The organism is Nocardioides sp. (assembly GCF_041393715.1).
Taxonomy (GTDB): domain Bacteria; phylum Actinomycetota; class Actinomycetes; order Propionibacteriales; family Nocardioidaceae; genus Nocardioides.
In genome coordinates this window covers 107,556-124,152 of the sequence record NZ_JAWKJQ010000009.1, presented here as the reverse complement: position 1 = coordinate 124,152, position 16,597 = coordinate 107,556, and the positions used below count along the sequence as shown (strand labels likewise).

General features: G+C 74.7%; 16 protein-coding genes and 1 pseudogene. 11 read left to right on the top strand and 6 right to left on the bottom strand.

Annotation, left to right across the window (positions count from 1 at the left end; all coding sequences use genetic code 11):
* Nucleotides 1-98: 98 nt before the first annotated feature.
* From R2740_RS15140 to R2740_RS15130, 3 genes are all read right to left on the bottom strand, one after another.
* Nucleotides 99-962 (bottom strand): CoA ester lyase, encoded by an 864-nt coding sequence (locus tag R2740_RS15140; RefSeq protein WP_371303521.1) that lies wholly within the window; start codon nucleotides 960-962, stop codon nucleotides 99-101.
* Entirely contained in the window at nucleotides 962-2,059 is a 1,098-nt protein-coding gene (locus R2740_RS15135) for a CoA ester lyase (protein WP_371303520.1), read from the bottom strand. Before R2740_RS15135 ends, R2740_RS15140 begins: the two co-directional genes overlap by 1 nt.
* Before the next feature lie 176 nt (nucleotides 2,060-2,235).
* The gene (locus R2740_RS15130) at nucleotides 2,236-2,772 is read right to left on the bottom strand and encodes a DUF1992 domain-containing protein (RefSeq protein WP_371303519.1); all 537 of its coding nucleotides are present in this window, start codon (nucleotides 2,770-2,772) and stop codon (nucleotides 2,236-2,238) included.
* 133 nt (nucleotides 2,773-2,905) lie between these two features.
* Here R2740_RS15130 and R2740_RS15125 point away from each other — a divergent pair, with 133 nt between their 5' ends.
* Both R2740_RS15125 and R2740_RS15120 read left to right on the top strand, forming a co-directional pair.
* Complete coding sequence (locus R2740_RS15125; RefSeq protein ID WP_371303518.1) at nucleotides 2,906-3,427, top strand: thioredoxin family protein; 522 nt, start codon at nucleotides 2,906-2,908, stop codon at nucleotides 3,425-3,427.
* A 13-nt stretch (nucleotides 3,428-3,440) separates the two neighbouring features.
* Nucleotides 3,441-4,166 (top strand): cytochrome c biogenesis CcdA family protein, encoded by a 726-nt coding sequence (locus R2740_RS15120; RefSeq protein WP_371303517.1) that lies wholly within the window; start codon nucleotides 3,441-3,443, stop codon nucleotides 4,164-4,166.
* Nucleotides 4,167-4,507: 341 nt separating this feature from the next.
* Here the strand turns inward: R2740_RS15120 and R2740_RS15115 are convergent, their stop codons facing one another.
* Together R2740_RS15115 and R2740_RS15110 are read right to left on the bottom strand one after the other, a co-directional pair.
* Entirely contained in the window at nucleotides 4,508-5,512 is a 1,005-nt protein-coding gene (locus R2740_RS15115) for a sensor histidine kinase (protein WP_371303516.1), read from the bottom strand.
* The gene (locus tag R2740_RS15110; RefSeq protein WP_371303515.1) at nucleotides 5,502-6,188 is read right to left on the bottom strand and encodes a response regulator; all 687 of its coding nucleotides are present in this window, start codon (nucleotides 6,186-6,188) and stop codon (nucleotides 5,502-5,504) included. Before R2740_RS15110 ends, R2740_RS15115 begins: the two co-directional genes overlap by 11 nt.
* 309 nt (nucleotides 6,189-6,497) lie before the next feature.
* Here R2740_RS15110 and R2740_RS15105 point away from each other — a divergent pair, with 309 nt between their 5' ends.
* The 9 genes and pseudogenes from R2740_RS15105 to R2740_RS15065 all read left to right on the top strand — a co-directional run bounded on the left by R2740_RS15105 (nucleotide 6,498) and on the right by R2740_RS15065 (nucleotide 16,280).
* On the top strand, nucleotides 6,498-7,730 hold the full coding sequence (locus R2740_RS15105; protein WP_371303514.1) for an allantoate amidohydrolase: 1,233 nt from the start codon (nucleotides 6,498-6,500) through the stop codon (nucleotides 7,728-7,730).
* Nucleotides 7,727-9,070, top strand: a complete 1,344-nt coding sequence (locus R2740_RS15100) for a formimidoylglutamate deiminase (RefSeq protein ID WP_371303513.1) — start codon at nucleotides 7,727-7,729, stop codon at nucleotides 9,068-9,070. The genes R2740_RS15105 and R2740_RS15100 overlap by 4 nt, the downstream gene beginning before the upstream one ends.
* Nucleotides 9,071-9,081: 11 nt before the next feature.
* A pseudogene (hutI, locus tag R2740_RS15095) lies at nucleotides 9,082-10,252 on the top strand (imidazolonepropionase).
* A 165-nt stretch (nucleotides 10,253-10,417) separates the two neighbouring features.
* Nucleotides 10,418-10,570, top strand: coding sequence for a hypothetical protein (locus R2740_RS15090; protein WP_371303512.1), 153 nt, complete (start codon nucleotides 10,418-10,420; stop codon nucleotides 10,568-10,570).
* A gap of 1 nt (nucleotide 10,571) precedes the next feature.
* Nucleotides 10,572-12,455 (top strand): AAA family ATPase, encoded by a 1,884-nt coding sequence (locus R2740_RS15085; RefSeq protein ID WP_371303511.1) that lies wholly within the window; start codon nucleotides 10,572-10,574, stop codon nucleotides 12,453-12,455.
* On the top strand, nucleotides 12,383-13,663 hold the full coding sequence (locus R2740_RS15080; RefSeq protein WP_371303510.1) for a LuxR C-terminal-related transcriptional regulator: 1,281 nt from the start codon (nucleotides 12,383-12,385) through the stop codon (nucleotides 13,661-13,663). The genes R2740_RS15085 and R2740_RS15080 overlap by 73 nt, the downstream gene beginning before the upstream one ends.
* Before the next feature lie 94 nt (nucleotides 13,664-13,757).
* A complete protein-coding gene (locus R2740_RS15075) occupies nucleotides 13,758-14,603 on the top strand; it encodes a sucrase ferredoxin (protein ID WP_371303509.1) in 846 nt (281 codons plus the stop codon).
* 49 nt (nucleotides 14,604-14,652) lie between these two features.
* On the top strand, nucleotides 14,653-16,041 hold the full coding sequence (locus R2740_RS15070; protein ID WP_371303508.1) for a cytochrome P450: 1,389 nt from the start codon (nucleotides 14,653-14,655) through the stop codon (nucleotides 16,039-16,041).
* Nucleotides 16,038-16,280, top strand: a complete 243-nt coding sequence (locus tag R2740_RS15065; RefSeq protein WP_371303507.1) for a DUF2007 domain-containing protein — start codon at nucleotides 16,038-16,040, stop codon at nucleotides 16,278-16,280. Before R2740_RS15070 ends, R2740_RS15065 begins: the two co-directional genes overlap by 4 nt.
* 7 nt (nucleotides 16,281-16,287) lie before the next feature.
* Here the strand turns inward: R2740_RS15065 and R2740_RS15060 are convergent, their stop codons facing one another.
* Complete coding sequence (locus R2740_RS15060) at nucleotides 16,288-16,560, bottom strand: GNAT family N-acetyltransferase (RefSeq protein ID WP_371303506.1); 273 nt, start codon at nucleotides 16,558-16,560, stop codon at nucleotides 16,288-16,290.
* Between the last annotated feature and the right edge of the window lie 37 nt (nucleotides 16,561-16,597).

Below are 16,597 nucleotides of genomic sequence, written 5' to 3'. Positions count from 1 at the left end.
TCTTCTCGGGCCCGGCCCTGTTGGGCGATAGTCCGCTACGTTGCGCACCAGTTGGCGGCCCCAGACCGGTGCCGAACGTAGCGGACTATCGGAAAAGGTCAGCCCTCGAGGGCGGCGATCGCGTCGTGGATGGCGAGGACCCGGGTGGCCGACTCGACGTGCAGGTTCTCGACCATCCGGCCGTTGAAGGTGACGACGCCCGAGCCGCGCCCCGCCTCCCAGGCCTCGATGACCCCGCGGGCGTCCGCGACGGCCTGCTCGGAGGGGGCGAAGGCCCCGTTGGCGCCGGCCACCTGACCCGGGTGGATCAGCGTCTTGCCGTCGAAGCCCATCTCACGACCCTGCTGGCACTCGGCCAGGAACCCCTCCTCGTCGCGCACGTCGTTGTAGACGCCGTCGAGGATCGCGGTGCCGGTCGCCCGGGCGGCGAGCAGCGCCAGACCCAGGCCGGTCAGCAGCGGCTGGCGGCCGGGCACGTGCTCGGCGTAGAGCTCCTTGGCCAGGTCGTTGGTGCCCATCACCAGCACCGACAGCCGCGCGGACGCGCCGGCGATCTCCTCGGCATGGAGCATCGCCCGCGGGGTCTCGACCATCGCCCACAGCGTGGTGTGGTCGGGTGCGCCGTGTCGCTCCATCGCGTCGACGAGCGTGTGGACCGCCTCGGCCGAGTCGACCTTGGGCACGACGATCGCGTCGGGTCCGGCGGCGCACGCGGCGGCCAGGTCGGCGTCGTGCCACTCGGTGTCGGCGCCGTTGACGCGGATGGTGACCTCACGGCGGCCGTACTCGCCGGAGGCCGCGGCCGCGCAGGCGGCCTCGCGGGCGGCGGGCTTGGCGTCGGGGGCGACGGCGTCCTCCAGGTCGAGGATCAGACCGTCACAGGGCAGCGTCTTGGCCTTCTCGAGCGCGCGCTCGTTGGACGACGGCATGTAGAGCACCGAGCGGCGGGGGCGGAACTCCATCAGGACACCTCGATCTCGTCGTACGCCGCCTTGAGCGCCGGGTCGACCTCCGCCAGCTGCTCGGCCAGCGCCACCATCACCAGGCACTGCTTCAGCGAGGCGTCGTCCTCCATCTTGCCGTCGAGCATCACCGCGCCGGTCCCGTCGCCCATCGCAGCCACCACACGCCGCGCGTGCCGGATGTCGTCGACGCTGGGGGCGAAGACCCGGTTGGCGATCTCGATCTGCTTGGGGTGCAGGGTCCAGGTGCCGACACACCCGAGCAGGAAGGCGTTGCGGAACTGGTCCTCGCAGGCCAGCACGTCGGCGATGTCGCCGAACGGGCCGTAGTAGGGGTAGATCCCGTGCGTCGCGCATGCGTCGACCATCCGGGCGATGGTGTAGTGCCACAGGTCCTGCTGGTACGTCGACCGGTCGGCGCCGATGTCGGGCGACCCGTCGGCGCCGGCGGGCGGGTCCTGGCGGACCAGGTAGCCCGGGTGTCCGCCGCCGACGCGCGTGGTCTTCATCCGGCGGTCGGCGGCCAGGTCGGCCGGGCCGAGGGACAGGCCCTGCATCCGCGGGGAGGCGCCGCAGATCTCCTCGACGTTGGCGACGCCGCGCGCCGTCTCGAGGATCGCGTGGACCAGGATCGGGCGCTGCAGCCCAGCCTTGGCCTCGAGCTGGGCGAGCAGGCGGTCGACGTAGTGGATGTCCTCCGCACCCTGCACCTTCGGCACCATCACCACGTCGAGCCGGTCGCCGATCGCGGTCACGAGCCGGGTCAGGTCGTCGAGCACCCAGGGGCTGTCGAGGGCGTTGACGCGGGTCCAGAGCTGGGTGGGGCCCTGCCCGCCGCCCAGCCCGTCGGTCTCCTGGGCGATCCGGACCAGGCCCTCGCGCGCGGCCTCCTTGTTGTCGGCCTTGACGGCGTCCTCGAGGTTGCCGAGGAGGACGTCGACGGTGCCGACCATCTGCGGCACCTTGGCGGCCATCTTCTCGTTGGAGGGGTCGAAGAAGTGGATCGCGCGGCTGGGCCGGGCCGGGATCTCCATGAGTGGCTGCGGCGCCCCCAGGGCGAGGGGGCGGAAGAAGTCCTTGGCGCTCTTGCTGGGCATGCGCGGACGCTAGCGCCTGACCCCGGGTCGGCGGTATGACGCATTCCACGCCCGTGCTCCGCGAGATGGCGCTCCTGTCACCGAGACGGCGCAGGTGGGGGCCGGGATGTCTACTGGTGCGTACGACGCACCAGGCGCGTCGTACGCACCAGTAGACATCGTCCCGCGAGGACGCCTCAGCGCGACGACGAACGACGCCACCAACGCCGCCGCGTGGCGCTCGCCCCCGGCTCCTCGGCGACCACGGGCGGCGCGGAGTCCCGGCGCGCCCGCCAGCGCTCGACCTCGGCGTCGACGTCGCGGGCCTTGGTGACCATCGGCGGGCCACCCAGCGGCTGGTAGATCGCCGCGCGCACCCGCTCGTTGAACTCCTCGACCTCGCGGCGCACGTCGGCCTCCCGGGAGAGCCGGTCGAGCCTCCCATCAAGCACCTCGTCGTCCTTGCGCAGCTGCAGGGCCGGCGGCAGCACGCCGGTGATCTGCTCGCGCTCGATGAGCTGCTTGAGCCACCAGTCCGGGTCGTGGGGCGACGTGCCCAGGCCCTCCAGAGGCTTGCCGAACCCGGGCAGGTCGTCGAAGTCGCCGCGTGCCTCGGCCTGCCGCAGCTGCAGGTCGACCCAGGTGGCCTGCTGCTCGATCCGGGCGGCCGCCGCCGAGCGGCCGGTTCGCCTGTCGCGGGCCGGGGAGTGGTCGGGTCGCTCCGGATCGGTCATCGAGGTCCAGGGTATGTCGGCCACGCCCTCCGCCCGAGCCGCCCGCGTCCCCGTGGCCCCCTGAGCGATCCGTCAGCCTTCCGTAAGGCCGGTTTCCATGGCTTACGGTCCGGAGGTCACGCAGCATGGGGGCATGAACCCGACCCGTCGCCGAGTCGCCCCCGTCGTGCCCGCCCTCGCCCTCGCCGCTGGAGCCCTGCTGCTCGCGGCCTGCGGCACGGGGGCCCAGACGACGGCCTCCGAGCCCGCGGCGGCGCCGTCCAGCAGCGCCGCCGCGCCGAGCCCCCAGCCCAGCAGGACCGCCACGGAGAAGGGCTCGTCGAAGGACGCCGCGCCGGCGGTCGCGCCCGGCCGCTACATCGACTGGGCGGACTACGACGCCGACCCGGCGGCGTACGCCGACTCCCGCGTCGTGCTGTTCTTCCACGCGCCCTGGTGTCCCAACTGCCGCGCCACCGAGGAGTCGCTGAACGCCGACGGGGTGCCCGACGGGCTGACGATCGTGAAGGTCGACTTCGACTCGCAGACCGACCTGCGTCAGGAGTACGGCGTCACCTACCAGCACACCTACGTCCTCGTCGACACCGACGGCACCGCGCTGAAGAAGTGGACCGGCACCGAGACGGGTGCCGACATCGCCGCCGAAGCGGCCTGAGGGTCCGCCGCTGATGCTGGTCCTGCTCGGCGCGGTGGTCGCCGGGGTGCTGACGACGTTGGCGCCGTGCGTGCTGCCGCTGCTGCCCGTGATCGTGGGGGGATCCCTCTCGGGGGGCGGGGCGGCCACCCGTCGTGCGTTCGTGGTGGCCGCCTCGCTCGGGGTGTCGGTGGTGGTGTTCACGCTGCTGCTGCGCGCCTCGACGGCGCTGATCGGGATCGACCCCGAGGTCTGGAACGTCGTGGCGGGCGGGCTGCTGGTCGTGCTCGGCGTGATCTCGCTGTTCCCCGAGATCTGGGAGTCGGTCTCCGGGCGGTTGGCGTTGCAGCAGCGCTCCACCACGCGACTGTCGGCGGCCGGCGACCGCGGCGGAACGCTCGGCGCGGTGCTCACCGGCGCGGCGCTGGGCCCGGTGTTCACCTCGTGCTCCCCGCTCTACGGCTACGTCGTCGTCACGGTGCTCCCGGCCGAGCGGGCGCGCGGGATGGCGCTGCTGGTGGCCTATGTCGTCGGGCTGTGCGGCACGCTGCTGGTGATCGCGCTCGCCGGCCAGCGGCTGGTACGCCGGCTCGGCTGGCTCGCCGACTCCCACGGCTGGTTCCGGCGCTCGCTGGGGCTGGTGTTCATCGTGGTGGGCGTGCTGGTGATCACCGGCCTCGACCGCGACCTGCAGGCCTGGATCCTGGAGAACTCCCCCTGGCGCCCCTGGGAGCTCGACCAGGGGTTCATCCCCGAGTAGCGCGACATGCCGGACATGGTCGCGCGAGATGCCGGAAGTGGTCGCGCGACGTGCCGGACATGGTCGCGCGAGATGTCGGACATGGTCGCGCGACGTGCCGGACATGGTCGCGCGAGATGTCGGACATGGTCGCGCGAAGTGCCGGACATGGTCGCGCGACGTGCGCGAAATGGTCGCGCGACGTGCGCGAAATGGTCGCGCGAGATGCGCGAAATGGTCGCGCGAGATGCGCGAAATGGTCGCGCGAGATGCGCGAAATGGTCGCGCGACGTGCCGGAAATGGTCGCGCCACGTGCGCGAGCCGGCGCCGGTGCCCGCAGCAGCGCCCTCTCGGAGACCAGCTACCCCCGCGGCAGCGTCATCGTGAACCGGCAACCGGGGGGCTCGTTGACCACGCCGACGTCGCCGCCGTGGGCGGTCACGACCTCACGGACCAGCGCCAGCCCGAGCCCACCCGAGGCGCCGTCGGCTGGCGTCCGGGCGGACGAGCCGCGGAAGCCCGCGTCGAACACCCGGGGCAGCACGTCGTCGGGGATGCCGCCGCAGGCATCGGCGACCGAGACCATGGCGTGCCGGCCATCCTCGACCGTCACCGCCACGGTCCCTCCCGCGGGCGTGTGCCGCACCGCGTTGGCGACCAGGTTGGCGATCGCCCGCCCGAGCAGCTCGGGGTCGCCGTCCACCAGCACCGGCTCGGGCGCGGTGCCGGTCACGCAGACGCCCTCGCGCTCCCCGACCAGCCGGGCCGAGGCCACCACGTCGGAGACCAGGTCGCGCAGGTCGACGGGTTCGCGGCGGAGCCGCTGGCCGCCGGACTGCAGCCTCGACAGGTCGAGCAGGTTGCCGACCATGGTGTCCATCCGGTCGACCTCGGTCCGGATGCGAGCGAGGTAGTGGGGAGGGTCGGCGGCCACCCCGTCCTCGAGCGACTCGGCCATCGCGCGGATGCCGGCCAGCGGGGTCCGCAGGTCGTGGGACACCCCGGCGACCAGGTCGCGCCGCGCCTGCTCGACTTCCAGGGCCGCGGTTCGGGCGGCCGACTCCTCGGCGGCCCGCTCGGTCAGCGATCGCATCCGCATCGCCAGCCAGGTGCCGAGGCCGAGCGCGATCGGCAGCGCCGCGGCGAGCACGATCAGCACGACGCCGATGTCGTGGTCGCTGAGGAACATCGCCCGGGCGGTCACCCAGATGCCGGCGCCCATGGCGGCCACGACCATCGCCGGCGCCAGCGCCGCCGCCACGGCCGGCCGTCGTCGGCCCACGGCCCACAGTGCGGCCGCGCCGGCGAGGCCGCTCACCAGGACCGTGCCGAGCGCCAGTGACGCGGCCTCGAGCTCAGGCGCCATCGGGGTCCCACCGATAGCCGACGCCCCAGACCGTCACCAGGCGGCGCGGCTTGCTGGGCTCGGCCTCGACCTTCTCCCGGAGCCGGCGTACGTGCACGGTCACGGTCGACTCGTCGCCGTACTCCCACCCCCACACGTCGTTCATCAGCTCGGTGCGTGACCAGACCGTGCCGGCCGTCGCGACCAGGTGCCGCAGCAGGTCGAACTCACGCGCCGTCAGCTGCAGCGCGTCGCCGCCGCGGGTGACGGTGCGTGCCCGGGTGTCGATCACCAGGTCTCCGTCGGTGAGGACCTCCGCCGGTGTGGCGCTCGGTGCCGACCGCCGCAGCAGCGCCTGGATGCGCAGCACGAGCTCGCGCGGTGAGAACGGCTTCGCGACGTAGTCGTCGGCGCCCACCTCCAGCCCGAGCACCCGGTCGGCCTCGTCGCCGCGCGCGGTCAGCATCACCACGGGTACGCCGCCGCGGCGGGCACGCAGCCGGCGGAACACCTCCAGCCCGTCGAGACCGGGGAGCATCAGGTCGAGCACGACGAGGTCGGGCTCGGCGTCGGCGTCGGCGGCCAGCGCTGCCGGGCCGTCGGCTGCCTCGAGCACGTCGAGACCGTCGCGGCGAAGGTAGGTCGCGACCACCTCGCGCACGGTCGGGTCGTCGTCGACCACGAGCACGGTGGTCATCCCCCGAGGGTACGGCGCCCGGTCGCCGCCGCGGGCCGGGAAGTCCTTGCGGTTCCGTGACGGGTCGCGGGACGTCGTCGCGCCGCCATCTCCGACATGTCGCGGGCCATCTTCCGCATCTCGCGCGACCATTCCCGACATGTCGCGCGACCATCTCCGGCATGTGGCGGCGCCATTTCCCGCATCTCGCGCGACCATTCCCGACATGTCGCGGGACCATTCCCGGCATCTCGGCAGGCGTCTGGGATCCGAGACGACCGGGAGCCCGCGGTGGTTGTCCCGGGGCCGGGGAGGGAGTGGACTGGGAGGGTGACCAGCGGCTTCGAGGAGATGTGGCGCGAGCTGGCGCCCGTCGGGCGAGCAACCCAGAGCGGCGGCTACTTCCGGCAGCCCTGGACCGGCGCGGAGGGCGAGCTCAGGGCGTGGTTCGCCGAGCAGGCCCACGCCCGCGGGCTGACCCTGGAGAGCGACGGGCTCGGCAACCAGGTCGCCTGGTGGCGGCCCGAGGGCGCGACCGGCAGGCACGTGCTGACCGGGTCGCACCTCGACTCGGTCCTCGACGGCGGCGCCTACGACGGCCCGCTGGGCGTGGTGTCCGCGCTGGCCGCCCTCGACCGCCTCCGCGGCCAGGGGCACGCCCCCACCCGCCCGATCGGGATCGCGGTCTTCGTCGAGGAGGAGGGCTCGCGCTTCGGGCTCGCGACCCTCGGCTCCCGCCTGGTCACCGGCGCCACCACCTGGGCGCAGGTCCGCGAGCGGCGCGACCGCGACGGCGTACGCCTGGAGGACGCCGTCGCGCGCGCCGGCCTCGGCCTCGCCGGCGACGACGCCACCTGGCCCGACCTGGTCGACGCCACCCACGCCTATGTCGAGCTCCACGTCGAGCAGGGCCGCCATCTCGTCGACCGCGCTGCCCCCGTCGGGGTGGCCACCGGCATCTGGCCGCACGGGCGCTACCGCTTCGACTTCGCGGGCGAGGCCAACCACGCGGGCACCACCCGGATGGAGGACCGCCACGACCCGATGCTGACCTACGCCATGACGGCGCTGGCCGCCAACAAGCAGGCTCGGCTGGCGTCGCAGCGAGCGACCTTCGGACGGGTGGAGGTGCAGCCCAACGGCACCAACGCCGTTCCCTCCCACGTGACGGCCTGGCTGGACGCCCGGGCCGAGAGCGCCGAGCACCTGGCGGCCATGGTCGGCGAGATCGAGCGACAGGCGGCCGACCGGGCCGGTCGCGACGGGACCGCGCTCACGGTCACGCCGGAGTCGGTGTCGGCCGCGGTCGAGTTCGACGCCACCCTGAGCCGGAGGATCGCGGCCGGCGACGACGCCCGCGCCGACTGGCCACTGCTGCCCACCCAGGCCGGCCACGACGCAGGCATCCTCGCCGAGGCGGGGGTGCCGACCGCGATGCTGTTCGTGCGCAACCCGACCGGCGTGTCCCACTCGCCCGACGAGCACGCCGAGACCGTCGACTGCCTGGCCGGCGTGGACGCGCTGGCCGGCACCCTGGCGCGGCTGACGAGCGACCCCGCATGACGGCCCACCTCCTCGAGCGCGCGTGGGTCGACCTCGGCCCCGGCCCCGCCTGGCACGACGACGTGGTCGTCGAGGTCGAGGACGGCCGGTTCACCCACGTCGAGCCGGAGTGTCCGGCCGCGCTCGCCCAACGGGTGCCCGGCCTCACCGTCCCCGGGTTCGCCAACGCCCACTCCCACGTCTTCCATCGGGCACTGCGCGGTCGGACGCAACGCGAGCGCGGCAGCTTCTGGACCTGGCGCGAGCAGATGTACGCCGTCGCCGAGCGGCTCGACCCCGACTCGCTGTTCGCGCTGGCCCGCGCCGCCTACCGCGAGATGGTCGCCGCCGGCTTCACCACGGTGGGGGAGTTCCACTACGTCCACCACCGCCCCGACGGCTCGTCGTACGACGACCCCAACGAGCTCGGCCGCGCGGTCGTCGCGGCCGCCCGCGAGGCGGGCCTGCGGATCGCACTGCTCGACACCTGCTACCTCAGCGCCGGGTTCGGCGCGCCGCCCGAGGGTGTGCAGCGGCGGTTCACCGACGGCGACGCCGATCGCTGGGCCGAGCGTCGGGCGGCGCTCACGGAGGAGGACGGCGTCGTCGTCGGCGCCGCGATTCACTCGGTGCGCGCCGTCCCGCGCGACCAGCTCGCCACCGTGGTGGCCGCCGCCGCGGGACGCCCGCTCCACGTCCACCTCTCCGAGCAGGTCGCCGAGAACGACGCCTGTCTCGCGGCCCACGGCGTCACCCCGACCCGCCTGCTCGCCGACGCCGGCGCGATCGGGCCGCTCACCACCGCCGTGCACGCCACCCACCTGACCAGCGAGGACATCGAGCTCCTGGGCGACGCCGCGGCCCACGCGTGCTTCTGCCCCACCACCGAACGCGACCTCGGCGACGGGATCGGTCCCAGCCGGGACCTGCACGAGGCCGGTGCCCGGCTGACGATCGGCACCGACTCGCACGCCGTCGTCGACCCCTTCGAGGAGCTGCGCGCCGTCGAGCTCGACGAACGGCTGGCCACGCAGAAGCGCGGGCACTGGAGCGCCGCCGAGCTGCTCGAGGCCGGGACGACGACCGGTCATGCCTCGCTCGGCTTCCCCGACGCGGGCCGGATCGCCGTCGGCGCGCGGGCCGACCTGGTCACGCTGGACCCACACAGCCCGCGCACCGCGGGCACCGGGCACGACGAGGGCACCGTGGTCTTCGCGGCCACCGCCGCCGACGTCACCCGAGTGATGGTCGACGGCCGTGTCGTCGTCGGGCAGGGTGGCTCCATCGGGTCGGGTGCGGAGGAGACCGGTCGCGAGCTGGACCGCGCCGTACGCGCCCTGACGGAGACGGCCGCGCGGTGACGGGAGAGGTCATGGGGAGCCTGCTGCTGACCGGCATCGGCGAGCTGGTCACCAACGACCCCGAGCGCGAGGGCCTCCTGGGGCTGCTGAGCGACGCCGCCGTGGTGGTGGAGGGCGACCGGGTCGCGTGGGTGGGTCCGGCCGCCGAGGCCCCCGCCGCCGACACGGCCTACGACGCCGGCGGGCGCGCCGTGCTGCCCGGCTTCGTCGACAGCCACAGCCACCTGGTCTTCGCCGGCGACCGCTCGGCGGAGTTCGCCGCCCGGATGGCCGGGGAGCCCTACACCGCCGGCGGCATCCGCTCCACGGTGGCCGCCACCCGGGCCGCCACCGACGAGCAGCTGACCTCCCACGTGGGTCGGCTGGTCGCGGAGATGCAGCGTCAGGGCACCACGACGGTCGAGATCAAGAGCGGCTACGGACTGTCGGTCCGCGACGAGGCCCGCTCGCTCGCGGTGGCCCGCCAGTTCACCGACGAGACGACGTTCCTGGGCGCCCACGTGGTGCCCGCCGGCGCCGACCCCGGGGAGTACGTCGACCTGGTCACCGGTCCCATGCTCGAGGCCGCGGCGCCGTACGCCCGCTGGGTCGACGCGTTCTGCGAGGTCGGCGCGTTCGACGCCGACCAGGCGCGGAGGTCCTGGTCGCCGGGAGCGGGCCGGCCTCCGCGGCCGGCTGCACGCCAACCAGCTCGGCCCGGGGCCGGGCGTCCGGCTGGCCTGCGAGCTCGGCCTGGTGGCGGTCGACCACTGCACCTACCTCACCGACGCCGATGTGGCGGCGCTGCGGGACTCGGGAACGGTCGCGACGCTGCTGCCCGGGGTGGAGTTCTCGACCCGGCAGCCCTATCCCGACGCCCGCCGGCTGATCGGGGCCGGTGTCACCGTCGCGATCGCCTCGGACTGCAACCCGGGCTCGTGCTTCACCTCGTCGATGCCGTTCTGTGTCGCGTTGGCCGTGCGTGAGATGGGGATGACCCCGTCGGAAGCGGTCCGCGCCGCCACCGCGGGAGGCGCCGCCGCCCTCGACCGCGACGACGTCGGCAGGCTGACCGTCGGCTCCCGCGCCGACCTGGTCCTCCTCGACGCCCCCTCCCACGTGCACCTCGCCTACCGACCCGGGGTGCCGCTGGTCGCGGGTGTCTGGCAGGGCGGGCGCCCGCTCGGCCCCGACCCGCGATAGTCCGTGACGTTCGGCACCGGTTTCGGGCCCTCAGGTGGTGCTCTACGTAGCGGACTATCGCCTGAGGTAGGTGGGGAGGCCGGGCGGCGAAGATAAGGCAGTCTCCCGATGTCCCGGGCTACCTCAGCGGCGGAGTCTCGTCTCATCAGGACGAAGGAGACCGAGATGAACACCCACCCGACGATGCTGACCCAGGCCGCGCTGCGCTTCCGCGCCGACCAGATCTTCGAGGAGACCGCGGGAGTACGCCGGCGCAGCGCCCGGCGCCGCGCCCAGCGGCTGCAGGACGAGATCGCCCTCCGCCGCACCATTGCCTGAGGTGCCTCCCCAGGCCCTCACGGACGGCCCGGCCCCGGCCGCCGCCCCGGCCGACACCCGCACTCCCGCCCCAGCCGCCGCCCCGGCCCGCACCGGCCGGCGTACCGCCACCGACACCCGCCCTCCCGCCCCGCCCGGGCCGGGGGAGGCGGGTGTCGGTGCGGCGGAGGATCATGGGTCCGTGCCCCCTCCACGCAGCGCCACGCTCGTCGGCCGCGAGGCCGAGATCGAGCAGCTCTGCGACAGCCTCGCCCTCGGGGCGAACCACGTCCCGGAGCGTCACGCCGTGCTGCTGGCCGGTGACGCCGGCGTCGGCAAGACCCGGCTGCTGACCGAGCTGCGCGACCGTGCCCAGGTTCAGGGCTGGCGGGTGGTCGCCGGACACTGCCTCGACTTCGCCGACGCGGCGCTGCCCTACCTCCCCTTCACCGAGGTGCTCGACCGGCTCGACCAGGAGGCTCCCGAGGCCGTCGCCGCGGCCCTGGAGGAGCATCCGGCGCTGGGGCGGCTGCAGCCCGGCCGCCGGGTCGCCGGCTCCGCGTCCGAAGGGGCCGTCGAGCCGCGGGCGCTGCTCGAGGCCGTCCATGCACTGCTCGAGCGGGCCGCCGCCGACCGCCCGCTGCTGCTGGTCGTCGAGGACCTCCACTGGGCCGACCGCTCCACCCTCGATCTGCTGAGCTTCCTGTTCGCCCGGCCCTTCGACGCACCGGTCGCGATCGTGGCGTCCTACCGCTCCGACGACCTGCACCGCCGGCATCCACTGCGGCCGCAGGTCGCGGGCTGGGCCAGGCTGCGGCATCTCGACCGGCTGCAGCTGGAGCCCCTCCCCGGTGCCGACGTACGCCGGCTGGTCCGGCTGCTCCACCCCGACCCGATGCCCGCCGCCGAGGTGGCGGCCATCGTCGACCGCGCCGACGGCAACGCCTTCTTCGTCGAGGAGCTGGTGGGCGCGGCGGGCCGGGCGCTGCCCGAGGACCTCGCCGGGGTGCTGATGGTCCGCGTCGACCGCCTCGACGGGCCGGGCCGCGAGGTCGTCCGGGCGGCGGCCGCGGCGGGGCGCCGGGTCGCCCACGACCTGCTCGCCGAGGCGACCGGACTCGACCAGGTGGCGCTCGACCAGGGGCTGCGCGAGGCGGTCGACGGCAACGTGCTGGTGCCGGTGCGCGGCGACTCCTACTCCTTCCGTCACGCCCTTCTCGGCGAGGCGACCTACGACGACCTGCTGCCCGGTGAGCGGGTCCGGCTGCACACGGCCTACGCCCGGGCCCTGGGGTCGGGTCGCTTCCGGGGCGCGGCCGCCGAGCTGGCCCGGCACGCCCGGCTGGCCGGCGACCTCGACACCGCGCTGCGGGCCGGGGTCGAGGCGGGCGACGAGGCGCTCGGCGTGGGCGGGCCCGACGAGGCCGCCCAGCACTACCTCCAGGCGCTCACCCTGGAGGAGCGGGGGCCGGCCTGGGTGACCTCGAGCTGGCCGTGCTGGTCGCCCGGGCGGGCGAGGCGCTGCTCGCCGCCGGCCACACGGTCAAGGCGGTGCGGGTGGTGCGCGACCAGCTCGACCGGCTGCCCGCCGACGCCTCGCCCGCCGATCGCGGCCTGCTGCTCGCCACCCTGGCGCAGGCGCTGCTGGTCGTCGACAGCGACGACGACGAGGTGGCCCGGGCCGCGGAGGCCGTGGCCCTGCTCGCCGACGGGCCGCCCAGGCGCCGCGCCCGCGCGCTCGCCCTGCAGGCGCGCATCCTGGCGGCCCACGGCCACCCCGAGGCCGCCCGCGAGGCCGGGCTGGAGGCGCTCGGCCTGGCCGAGAAGCTCGACATGCCGCGCCTGGTCACCGACGTCCGCACCACCTTCGCCGGCCTCGACCGCGACCGGCCACCGGCCGAGGTGACGGCCACCCTGACGGCCGCCATCGAGCAGGCGCAGTCGGCCGGTGCCGACGGGGCCGAGCTGCGGGCGCGCTACGCCCTGGGACGCCACCTCCAGGACGTGGGCGAGTTCGCTGCCTCGGCGGAGGTCTACGCCGCCGGGGCGGCGCGCGGGGTGGAGCTCGGCACCCCGTGGGCGCCCTACGCCTTCGAGAACCGGCTGATGCGCGGCGTCGTGCTGTTCGCCGCCGGCGAGTGGGACCAGGCGCTCGACGAGCTCGACGCGACCGGTGAGCAGGCGCCACCGGTGTCCGCGGCGCTGCTCGACGCCCAGCGCGCGGTGGTCCTGGCTGCCCGCGGCGAGCCGGAGGCCCTCGACGTGGCCCGGCGGACCGGTGCCCATTGGGACGTCGAGGGGCTGGCCGCGCTGTTCGCCTTCGGCGCCGAGCTCGCGGTCCACGAGCACCGGCTCGACCCCGACGCGGCGATCGCGGCCTACGACGAGGCCGTCTCGGTCATCACCCGGCTGTGGCGGCCCTGGTTCGCCGCTCGGCTGCGGCTCGCGACGACGACCGTGGGGGTGTTGGCCAGCGCGGCCGGGCGGCTGCCCGCGGAGGAGCGGCACCGGCTCGACGCCGAGGCGACCCGGCTGCACGCCGACGGACGCCGCGTGCTCGACGAGAGCCGCGAGGCGGGGGTGGTGTTCGGCCTGGAGGGCCAGGCCTGGGCCGTCCGGCTGGAGGCCGAGCACCTGCGGTGGCGCTGGGCCGCCCAGCTCGACCCGCCGACGCTCGAGGAGCTGACCGACGCGTGGCGGCGGGCCGAGGAGGCCTTCGCCACGCTGGGTCACCTGCCCGAGCTGGCCCGCACCCGGCTCCGGCTGGCCACCGTGCTCCGAGGCGTCGGCGACGCCGCCGGGGCGCGGACGCTGCTCGACGGCGTGCGCCGCGACGCCCACGCCTGGCGGGCCGTCGCGCTGCTCGACGAGATGGTCGCGCTCGGCAGCGAGGCCGCGCCACGGGCCGAGGGTCCGGCCGGCGAGCTCACCCCCCGGGAGGCCGAGATCCTGGCGCTGGTCGCCGAGGGCCGCACCAACGGCGAGATCGGCAAGCAGCTGTTCATCTCGACCAAGACCGTGTCCGTCCACGTCTCACGGATCCTGGCCAAGCTCGGCGCCTCCGGGCGCACCGAGGCCGCCGCCATTGCCCGCCGGCGGGGTCTCGTCGGCTGACCGCTGGTTGCCGCCCCCTGGTTGCCGCCGGTCGACCGTCCCTCCGCGGGAGTGGCCGAAGGGCGACGACCCAGGCTCCGGCAAACTGGCGCATGTGGACGACTTCCGCTGCGCGGCCGCCAGCATCGACGACCGAGAGCCGCTGGCCGGCACCGCGCCCACGGAGACCGCGTGGCTGTTCGTGGAACACCCCGGGCCATGGGGTCGGCAGGCGGTCGCGGAGGCCCGCTGGCCCGAGTCGGTACGGGCGGCCCTGACGGGCCGGGACGACCTCCGGGTGCAGCTGGTCCGACGACCGACCCGCTCCACGGGTGGGCTCCGGGTGTTCGCAGCGACCGCCTCGTCGACCGGGTTCGACGTCGGCGCCACGGTGCTCGGCGATCCCGAGGAGCTCCTCGGGCTGGAGCTCGACTCGGCGCGGCCGGCCCTCGGCCTGCCGGCGTACGCCGACCCGCTCTGGCTGGTGTGCACCAACGGCCGGCGCGACCGCTGCTGTGCCGAGCTGGGCCGGCCGGTGACCTCGGCGCTGGCCGCGCGCTGGCCCGAGCACACCTGGGAGACCACGCACCTGGGTGGACACCGGTTCGCCGGCACCCTGCTCGCGTTGCCCAGCGGCGTGACCCTCGGCCGGCTCGGCGCCGACGACGCGGTCGGGGCCTGCGAGGCCGTCCTCCGCGGCGACCTCCCGCCCGAAAGGGTGCGCGGTCGGGCCGGGCTCGCCCCGGCGGCCCAGGTCGCGGAGCTCGCGGTGCGTGCGCTGCGCTCGGGGCCGACGTCCGTCGCCGAACGCGGCCACGGCCGGTTCGAGGTCGCCGCAGGCGCCGAGACCTACGACGTCTCCGTCGCCGCCGCGCCCGGCCCCGCCCGGAGGCAGAGCTGCGCCGCCGAGCGCACCAAGGCCACCACGTTGCTGAGCGTGGAGTCGCTACAGGTCCGGTGACCCTGGCGGCAGGTTCTACCCTGGTAGAAACCCGCGCCAGGAGGTGGCCATGCCCGACGACGAGATCGCCCGGCTCAGCCAGCAGCGCTTCGCCCGGATGCGGCCGTTCGGCGCGGGGCGGTCACGGTCGGTCGACACCGCCGGTCTGCCACCCGGACCGCGCTGGCCGGCGCTCGTGCAGAGTGCCGCCCTGCTCCGCTTCCGGCACCGGTTCGTGCCCTATCTCCGGCGGCGCTTCGGTGACACCTTCACGGTGCGGCTGATCCCCGAGGGACGCCCGCTGGTGATCTTCACCCGCCCCGAGGCGATCAAGGAGATCTTCGCCGGCGACCCCGACCTCTTCCATGCCGGCAAGGGCAACGGCATCCTCGGGCCGATCATGGGCGAGCACTCGCTCCTCCTCGTCGACGGCGCGGAGCACAAGCGGGCCCGCAAGCTGCTGATGCCCGCGTTCAGCCCGCGGGCGTTGCAGGACTACCAGGACCTCGTCACCGGCGTCGCCAAGGCCGAGGTCGGCTCCTGGCAGACCGGGCGGCCCTTCCGGTCACTGGACCGGATGAACGCGCTCACCCTCGAGGTGATCCTGCGGGTCGTCTTCGGCGTCACCGACGAGGGCCGGCTGGCCCGGCTGCGGCCGCTGGTCAACGCCACCGTCGACGTCAGCCCGACGGTGCTGCTCGGGTGGGGGATCCCACGACTGCAGCGGTTCGGCATGTGGAAGCGCGCCGTCGAGACGTCGTACTCCCTGGACCGGCTGATCTATGCCGAGATCGCCGAGCGGCGCGCCTCGCCCGACCTGGAGCACCGCACCGACGTGCTCTCCCAGCTGATCCGGGTCGACGACGGCGGCGACCGGCTGAGCGACCCGGAGCTGCGCGACCAGCTGGTCACCCTGCTGCTGGCCGGGCACGAGACCACGGCGACCGCCCTCGCCTGGGCGCTCTACGAGGTCGGCCGTGACCCTGCCCAGCGGGCCCGGGCCCGCGCGGCCGCGGCGGCGGGTGACGACGAGTGGCTGGAGGCCATCGCGCAGGAGTCGATGCGACTCCATCCGGTGATCCCCATGGTGGTCCGCACCCTGATGGGGCCGGCCACGGTGGCCGGCATCCACCTGCAACGTGGTGCGACCGTCGGGGCCTCGATCCTGCTCTCGCACGCACGCGCCGACAACCACCCCGAGCCGGAGCAGTTCCGGCCGGAGCGGTTCGTCGGCCGGAGTCCGGCGCCGAACACCTGGATCCCGTTCGGCGGCGGAGTACGACGGTGCATCGGTGCCGGCTTCTCGCTGATGGAGGCGGTGGCGGTGCTCCGCGAGGTGTTCACGACCTATGACGTCGAGGCGGTCGGCGACGACGAGCCGCGGGTCCGCAACATCACCAGCGTCCCCCGTCGCGGAGCCCGGATCACGGTGCGCGACCTGGTCGGCTCCCCGCGATGACGACCTATGCCGGCGGCCGCCGGATGACCGAGCTGATCCGCAGCAACGACCACGTGCTGCTCAGCTTCGTCGCGGCGCTGTGCGAGGACCACGGCATCGTCACCGCACTCGTCGACTCCAACATCTCGGTGATGGAAGGCTCGATCGGCGCTTTCCCGCGCCGCCTGCTCGTCGACGCGGAGCGTCACGACGACGCGCGGGAGCTGCTCGCCGAGGCCGAGGCGGACCCGGTCGGCTGAGGCGTCGTCACCGAGCCAGCTCGTAGAGGTGCTCCACCACCTCGCGGCCCGCGCCCGCGGCGAAGCCCGCGTCGCTCCCGACGCGGACGAAGCCTGCCCGCTCCAGGACTCTCGCCGAGCCCAGGTTGTGGGCCGCGACCCGCCCGCACAACGGTCGCGTGGTCTCGATCTCGAGGAACGCCCGCAGGGCCGCCGAGGCGATGCCGCGCCCCCAGCGCGACGGCGGCCGGGTGCTGCTCCCACCCGAACATCCGGTCGAGGTCGGTGGTGTGGAGCTCACGCAGCGTGACAGCCATGCGGGCCACGAGTCCCCCGAC